This is a genomic window from Neolewinella aurantiaca, assembly GCF_008014675.1.
Taxonomy (GTDB): Bacteria; Bacteroidota; Bacteroidia; order Chitinophagales; family Saprospiraceae; genus Neolewinella; species Neolewinella aurantiaca.
Genome location: NZ_VOXD01000032.1, coordinates 61,848 through 68,627 on the forward strand (window position 1 = coordinate 61,848; position 6,780 = coordinate 68,627).

Sequence of the window (6,780 nt, forward strand, 5' to 3'; positions counted from 1 at the left end):
ACCAAAACGGTAGTCGATCCTTTACCCTGGTGACTACCGTTTTCTTTTGGGGATATACGCCAATAGAAAAGGGCAGAAACACACACTGTGCTTCTGCCCTTTTTCAAAGACTTTCGGACCCTGCCTTAAGCGGGGAATCATCAAACGTTCAACTATTCTCCTCCGCGGCCACGGCTGCTTGTAGAGCGGGTGGCGGTTGAAGTAGAACGGCTACTGGAGCGGCTCGGCGTCGCGGAACGCGACGGAGTTGCAGAACGACTTGGCGTTACTGAACGGGTAGAGCGGCTCGGAGTGTAGCTCCGGGTGCTGCTGCGGCTTGGGGTCGCAGAGCGGGTAGAACGGCTCGGAGTGTAAGTCCGGGTGCTGCTACGGCTTGGGGTCGCAGAACGGGTAGAACGGCTCGGAGTGTAAGTCCGCGTGCTGCTGCGGCTTGGGGTCGCAGAGCGGGTAGTCGGCGTAGAGCGCGATGAACGAGTGGTCGTAGAGCGGGTAGTCTGGCTGCGACCGGTAGAGCGGGTAGTTGTTGGACGAGTACTGCTGCGAGTAGCCGTGCTGGTTCCCCGGGTTGAACGGGCGTTAGAAGATTGCGGGATGGCACGTGAAGCGCTGGAGCGCTGAATCCGGTTAGCAATCGAAGTGGTTGAGCCACGTGGAACGGAAGTCCGTGCACGGTTATTTACCGTAACGTTGTTATTGATCGTGTTGTAGCTTACACCACCTCCGTAGGTAGGAGGACAGTAGTAGGCACCTGAGTTTGCATAACCAAACCCACCGGCACCGTAAGCGTTACCGAAGCGATTGTTCCAGGAGTTGAAGCCAAAACCGTTGTTCCAGGAATTGTAACCGAAACCACGGTTGTTCCAGGAGTTGTAGCCGAAACCATTGTTCCATGCGTAGGGATTACCGAAACCAACGTTGATGAAACGAGGTCCGAAAGCAGTACGGATGGGGCGGTAGTAGCTACCGGTGTTGTAGATCAAAACCGTGGTACCGCCGCCGAAGTAAGCCGGGTTGTAGTAACCAGCGTTGGCGTAGATCGGATCGTAGTAACCGAAACCAGAGTAAGGACGGCGGAAGCGACGGATGCGGCTACTGTACTGGTAGTTGTAGCTATCGTCATCGTAGTCGTAGCCTTCATCGTCGTACGAGCTGTAAGCGTCGTCGTCGTAGCCGTCGTAAGAGTTATTGTAGTCATCGGAATAACTCGTGTTATCGAAGTCATCCGGGTTGTAGTACACATCGTCGTACTGAGCCGAAGCCGGAGCTGCGACGAAGAGCAAAGCCAGTAAGGCAAGAGCTGAAGTAAAGATAGATTGCTTACGCATAATATTGTTAGTTTGATGTAATCCGTGAGTCTGCCACTTATTACAATGTCGAAAGTAGTACTTTTGTGCCTTCCGTTTGGTTAAGGTAGGCTTAAAGCCGGGAAAAGAAGCGTTAAATCGCTTCCTGGCGACTGAAAAAGCAACTTTTCCGATCACCAGGCGGCTTTATTTGGCGCGAACGCAAGTTCGAAGTTAAGACGTATGAAGCAGTGTTTGGTAACCTGCACTGCTCTTCACACTCTAAACCCTGCACCTGCGACAGCGCCTACATAAAACGTTGAACCCCAACTAATAGTTTAAAAATGGCAAGTGCGGTAACCCCAAGAGAAGAAGATTACAGCCAGTGGTACCTGGATATTGTGAAGAACGCCAACCTGGCCAGCAATTCCGCTGTGCGCGGTTGTATGGTCATCAAGCCTTATGGCTTCGGCATCTGGGAACGGATGCAGCGACAACTGGACGATATGTTCAAAGAAACCGGCCACCAAAACGCCTACTTTCCGCTGTTCATCCCTAAGTCTTTCCTCAGTAAGGAAGCCGAGCACGTAGAAGGTTTTGCTAAAGAATGCGCCGTGGTTACCCACCACCGCCTCATGAACGACCCCAACGGCGGCGGCGTAGTAGTAGACCCCTCCGCTAAGCTCGAAGAGGAACTTATCGTGCGTCCTACCTCCGAGACCATCATCTGGAATACCTACCGCGACTGGATCACCAGCTACCGCGACCTGCCCCTGCTCGTCAACCAGTGGGCCAATGTGGTACGTTGGGAAATGCGCACCCGCCTCTTCCTCCGCACCGCCGAGTTCCTCTGGCAGGAAGGCCACACGGCTCACGCCACCGCCGAGGAGGCCCAGGAAGAAACCCTGCAGATGCAGGAGGTCTACGCCACCTTCGCCGAGCAGTACATGGCCATGCCCGTAATCCGCGGTGTGAAGACCGCCAACGAACGCTTCGCCGGTGCCGTAAACACCTACACCATCGAAGCCCTGATGCAAGACGGCAAAGCCCTGCAGGCCGGTACCAGCCACAATCTGGGCCAGAACTTCGCTAAGGCCTTCGACGTGAAATTCCAGAACGAGAACAATAAAGAAGAATACGTCTGGGCAACCAGCTGGGGAGTCTCCACCCGCCTCATCGGTGGCCTTATCATGACGCACTCCGACGACGAAGGATTGGTACTGCCCCCGAAACTGGCTCCGATTCAGGTCATCATCGTTCCTATCCCGAAGCCCAACGAAGCCCTCAACGCGAAAGCAGAAGAACTGATGGCGGAGCTGAAAGCACGTGGCATCAGGGTTCAGTACGACAACGATAAGAAAAAACGCCCTGGCTTCAAATTCGCCGAAAGCGAACTGAAGGGCATCCCCGTTCGCCTCGGCCTCGGCAAGCGCGACCTGGAAAACGGCACCATCGAGGTGGCCCGCAGGGACACAAAGGAAAAATCGAGCCAGTCGCTTGACGGCATTATTGACCACGTTGAGCAGCTGCTCGAAGACATCCAGAACAACCTCCTGCAGCGCGCCATCGACTTCCGCGAAGAGCACAGCCATATTGTCGACACGATGGAAGAATTCCAGGCCATTCTGGAGCGCGACATCCCCGGGTTCATCTACGCCCACTGGGACGGTACAACCGAGACCGAGCTGAAGATCAAAGAAATGACCAAGGCTACCATCCGCTGTATCCCCAACGACGCAAAGGAGGAAGACGGTAAGTGTATCCTTACCGGTAAGCCGAGCAAGCAGCGGGTGATTTTCGCTAAGGCATACTAAGCTTAGCGTAAATAAGATTCAGCGATGCCGCCCGGAGGACTCAGGACCTCCCGGCGGCACCTTGTTTTATCCAATCTTTGCATTCATAATCACGTAGCAGGCAATCGGCAAGTGGACAGCTAAGGCAAAAAAAGTGGCCACTTCTCCGCCTCCCTCTCGAAAATCAGTTTCAAAACAGTAGCGCAGAATAGAATAAACAGCCCCATGCTGGCCATGAGAAGTACCGCTTCGATCAACGGTGACACAGGGTCCTCTTCGACCAAGCCGTTTTCCCGTAAATATCCAATGGAAGCAATGAGGCTGAAGAAGGAGATCAACGTCCAAACGAGTATCGAGCGGGCGGTTAAATGATTGCTTGCTAAACCCATGACAATAAAATTTAGTCTTCTCTTTTGCGCAACAATACCGCCGCTACCAGTTTCTGCAGATCTTCAAAAACTCCTTCGATCTGGTTCCTCTCATTAATTAATACATAAGTAGAAGCCGGGGAAAGGGCCATTTTTTCGTAGAGACCAGGCTTGTTAGAAGGCGGTGTTTCCAGATAATGCGGCCAGGAAAAACTTCCTTCCCGCATATAGTTAAGCCAACCATCTAAATAGTCACCTTTAGTGACACTGATGAAAGGGACCCCGGTAAAGATAGAATCCTGCAAAAAGGATTCCTGCAAGAGTTCGTGGTCCTGCCGGCATTTCATCTTGCGGGCGTCGTAGAAATTCAGCACGTAGTACTGGTTTTTAGGTGTAGCAACCTCGACTGGTTTACCGAGGTGGTCATTCAGCTCATACTTATCTAACTTCCTGGGCAGGTTGCTTTCTAATAGTTCCTGCCTGGCTATTAGTGGCGCGAACCAGGGATGGCGCTTAACTCGCCCAACATCGTATTTCAGGACACTTCTTAGCCAAAAGATATCGGATCGTTCAAGGTTTGGCAAGCTCTGAAAAGCTTCGATAAAGTTGGCGCACATCAAGAGTTCGAGGTTATCTACGATTGATCTTTTCAGGGCTCCCTTAATATAAGCGAGGTCGTTGGAAAGGTGAATGTTACTTACTTCTCTGCGGAACCAAAGGTCCATCGGAGATAAGCCGACAGAGTCGACAACGGTTCGGCCAGCAGCAATTGAGAGGTGAACATCGGCAGAAGGGCCATCTATCCAGCAACGATAGCGTTTAAAGGAATGTCCTTTTGCAAAAGCTTCTACTATCAATTCATCAACCGGGCTGAAAATTGAGATATCGAGTACCAGAGTATCTTCCCGAAATGCAAACCCGTAGGGTACCGTATCAAGGCTGGTTCTGATCGTAAGGCTATCAATCAGGAACCCCGCCCCCCCTTTGATGAAGGCTACATTGCTAAGGTCATGGGGGAGTTTATCCTGCTTGTTCTGGGCGCGGCCGCAGGTGCAAAGAAGGATTACAAAAGCAAGGGTAAGGGTAAATTTCATGATTTCGAAGATAATTTAAACAGCTTCAACTAACCGTTAAAGGTTTTTTAAAATGAACTGGTTTAATTTGTCCGGGGCTATCTGAATCTGATCAACCTCTCCGATGAATCACCTGTTCGAGAAACACTTCAACGCTAACGTCTTCGCCGACATTTGTGAAAGGTATGGGCTTCGGGCAGAGACCGCCAAACTCATCAAAGAGGATAGCAACCTGATTTATGATTGCGACGACAGCATCCTGCGGGTTTCCTATTCGGACATCAGGGCTGTAACGGATATTGAACCTGAGCTTGACTGGATGGATTTTTTGCATCGCAAAGAAGTACCCGTTGCCAGGGTAACCCCTTCTCTGGCCGACCGAAACCTGGAACGGATCGATTGCGACAGCGGCCATTTCACGGCCGTTCTGTTCAGGAAAATAACCGGACGGGGCATCGACAACGAAACCTGGAACGAAGCGCATTTCCGGAAACTGGGCCGGTTGACGGGGCTTATCCACAAAACGAGCCAGGCCTATCCCCATCAGAATCGTCTCAGGTACAAACACTGGGACGAACTCGTGGAGTGCAGCTATGTGAATCTGCTTCCGGAGGACGAGCGCAGGCTTCGGCAACTAACCAAGCACCTTACGGATGAATTTCATAGCTACGACCAAAGCCCCGAACACTACGGGTTTATCCACAACGATATCCACCACGAAAACTACCTGCTCGTTGGGCCCAAAAACACCATCGTCTTATTTGATTTTGAGGTGGCCTGCCAATCGTGGTATACCTACGAAATTGCAACAGCCCTCTACTACGCCTGCCTGGTGAAACGAAACCGCAACAATACGGATTTCGAGCAGGTATTCCTTACCAACTTCCTGGAAGGTTACCGATCCCACCACAGCCTTGCTCCTGTACCGTTCGACACCGTGCTGAAATTCATGCTTTATCGGGACTTGTTTCTGTACGGCTACATGACCGCCATGTGGCAACACAGGACCTTGCCCCAACGGGTTGCGGAGTACATAAAACTGATTGAAGACTCCATCGCTATTCGACGAAAAAGATTAGCACTATAGCAGCGGAAACAACCAGGGCAACAACCGCCCTGCACCTTTCTGCCCGCCAGGCTTTAGTAACTTCGCGCCATGCAGAAACACCTCGTAGAAATAAAAGCACGGACTACCCGTACAGCCGAACAGCGCGCACTCCTCCTCGCCAAAGGAGCAGATTTTAAAGGTACCGACCACCAGATCGACCACTACTTCAACGTACCCGAAGGCCGGCTGAAATTACGCAGCGGAAACATTGAGCACAGCCTGATTTTTTACAAGAGAAATAATCAGGCCGGACCCAAAGATAGCTCTGTCGGCCTCACAAAAGTTGATACCCAAGCGCTGGCGGATAGCCTTGCCGCTACCCTCGATCAAGCCCTCGGAACCTGGGTAAAGGTGGACAAGCAGCGGGAAATCTACTTCATCGGCAACGTAAAGTTTCACCTCGACGAAGTCATGGGGCTCGGTAGTTTCATTGAGATCGAAGCCATTGGCCACTCCGCCGGGCAACGGGAAGAATTGCTGCGACAGTGCCAGCATTACATGTCATACCTCGGCGTAAAGGACGGGGAGCTGGTAGAAAACAGCTACAGCGACTTGCTGTCAGGTAAGTAAGCCTTTGCCTTCGTCAACCCTCCTTTGCACCTGCGGCCGCGCCCCTAGACCTCGTGCCGGAACCACATCAGGATGCCGCCAAAGGCCGTAATCAACACCATCAGCACCGTAGTCATTTTGATGCTGAGCTGGAGGTAGTTGCTGAAGTCGCGAATGGCATCGGCAGAAGCCGGGTATTTAGGGATGATTTCGTCCTCAACCCTTAGCTTACTGAAGATCTGGCCGGGGGTAAAATCTACCTCGTCTTGCACCAGTTTCCGGTAGGCCCTCAGCACCTTCGCCCGGAAGTACAGGTTGACGCCCAACATCATGACGAAAAGGATGCAAACAATGGTGATGAGCAGTAAGCGCATGGCGATCTTATTATACGGCAAAGGTACGGTAGAGGAGTTTACTCCGACTTATAGTTACCTCGGCCGTGTGTATCACAATGGTCCGCTACGATTTTAGGCCGCTCGGGCACCAAAGACTTTAAGCTCTGCAATTACCGCTTGCATTTTGGGCGTGTGTGGGTCGACACCACACTTGTCCAAAAGGTGATACGCTATGCGTTCGTTGCGATAGGCCGTCACGATATCAGACATC

The 6,780-nt window shown here is 51.9% G+C and carries 7 protein-coding genes; 3 read left to right on the forward strand and 4 right to left on the reverse strand.

All coding sequences use genetic code 11. The annotated features are described in order from the left end of the window. Positions 1-152: 152 nt before the first annotated feature. Positions 153-1,325 (reverse strand): hypothetical protein, encoded by a 1,173-nt coding sequence (locus tag FUA23_RS17715; protein WP_147932100.1) that lies wholly within the window; start codon positions 1,323-1,325, stop codon positions 153-155. A 302-nt stretch (positions 1,326-1,627) separates the two neighbouring features. Here FUA23_RS17715 and proS point away from each other — a divergent pair, with 302 nt between their 5' ends. Then, the gene (gene proS / locus FUA23_RS17720) at positions 1,628-3,097 is read left to right on the forward strand and encodes a proline--tRNA ligase (RefSeq protein ID WP_147932101.1); all 1,470 of its coding nucleotides are present in this window, start codon (positions 1,628-1,630) and stop codon (positions 3,095-3,097) included. A 119-nt stretch (positions 3,098-3,216) separates the two neighbouring features. On the opposite strand, the gene FUA23_RS17725 is transcribed toward proS, so the two are convergent. Continuing rightward, positions 3,217-3,465, reverse strand: a complete 249-nt coding sequence (locus FUA23_RS17725; protein ID WP_147932102.1) for a hypothetical protein — start codon at positions 3,463-3,465, stop codon at positions 3,217-3,219. Positions 3,466-3,476: 11 nt separating this feature from the next. After that, the gene (locus FUA23_RS17730) at positions 3,477-4,538 is read right to left on the reverse strand and encodes a TlpA family protein disulfide reductase (protein WP_147932103.1); all 1,062 of its coding nucleotides are present in this window, start codon (positions 4,536-4,538) and stop codon (positions 3,477-3,479) included. 103 nt (positions 4,539-4,641) lie between these two features. On the opposite strand from FUA23_RS17730, the gene FUA23_RS17735 reads away from it, so the two are divergent. Together FUA23_RS17735 and FUA23_RS17740 are read left to right on the forward strand one after the other, a co-directional pair. Continuing rightward, complete coding sequence (locus tag FUA23_RS17735; RefSeq protein WP_147932104.1) at positions 4,642-5,604, forward strand: phosphotransferase enzyme family protein; 963 nt, start codon at positions 4,642-4,644, stop codon at positions 5,602-5,604. 69 nt (positions 5,605-5,673) lie between these two features. Further along, a complete protein-coding gene (locus FUA23_RS17740; protein ID WP_147932105.1) occupies positions 5,674-6,195 on the forward strand; it encodes a class IV adenylate cyclase in 522 nt (173 codons plus the stop codon). Positions 6,196-6,239: 44 nt separating this feature from the next. On the opposite strand, the gene FUA23_RS17745 is transcribed toward FUA23_RS17740, so the two are convergent. Further along, on the reverse strand, positions 6,240-6,548 hold the full coding sequence (locus FUA23_RS17745) for a hypothetical protein (RefSeq protein ID WP_147932106.1): 309 nt from the start codon (positions 6,546-6,548) through the stop codon (positions 6,240-6,242). Positions 6,549-6,780: the final 232 nt, after the last annotated feature.

Bases quoted from the DNA above. Each gene is read 5' to 3' on its own strand.
- FUA23_RS17715 (WP_147932100.1), bottom strand. From the start codon at position 1,325: ATGCGTAAGCAATCTATCTTTACTTCAGCTCTTGCCTTACTGGCTTTG.
- proS (WP_147932101.1), top strand. From the start codon at position 1,628: ATGGCAAGTGCGGTAACCCCAAGAGAAGAAGATTACAGCCAGTGGTAC.
- FUA23_RS17725 (WP_147932102.1), bottom strand. From the start codon at position 3,465: ATGGGTTTAGCAAGCAATCATTTAACCGCCCGCTCGATACTCGTTTGG.
- FUA23_RS17730 (WP_147932103.1), bottom strand. From the start codon at position 4,538: ATGAAATTTACCCTTACCCTTGCTTTTGTAATCCTTCTTTGCACCTGC.
- FUA23_RS17735 (WP_147932104.1), top strand. From the start codon at position 4,642: ATGAATCACCTGTTCGAGAAACACTTCAACGCTAACGTCTTCGCCGAC.
- FUA23_RS17740 (WP_147932105.1), top strand. From the start codon at position 5,674: ATGCAGAAACACCTCGTAGAAATAAAAGCACGGACTACCCGTACAGCC.
- FUA23_RS17745 (WP_147932106.1), bottom strand. From the start codon at position 6,548: ATGCGCTTACTGCTCATCACCATTGTTTGCATCCTTTTCGTCATGATG.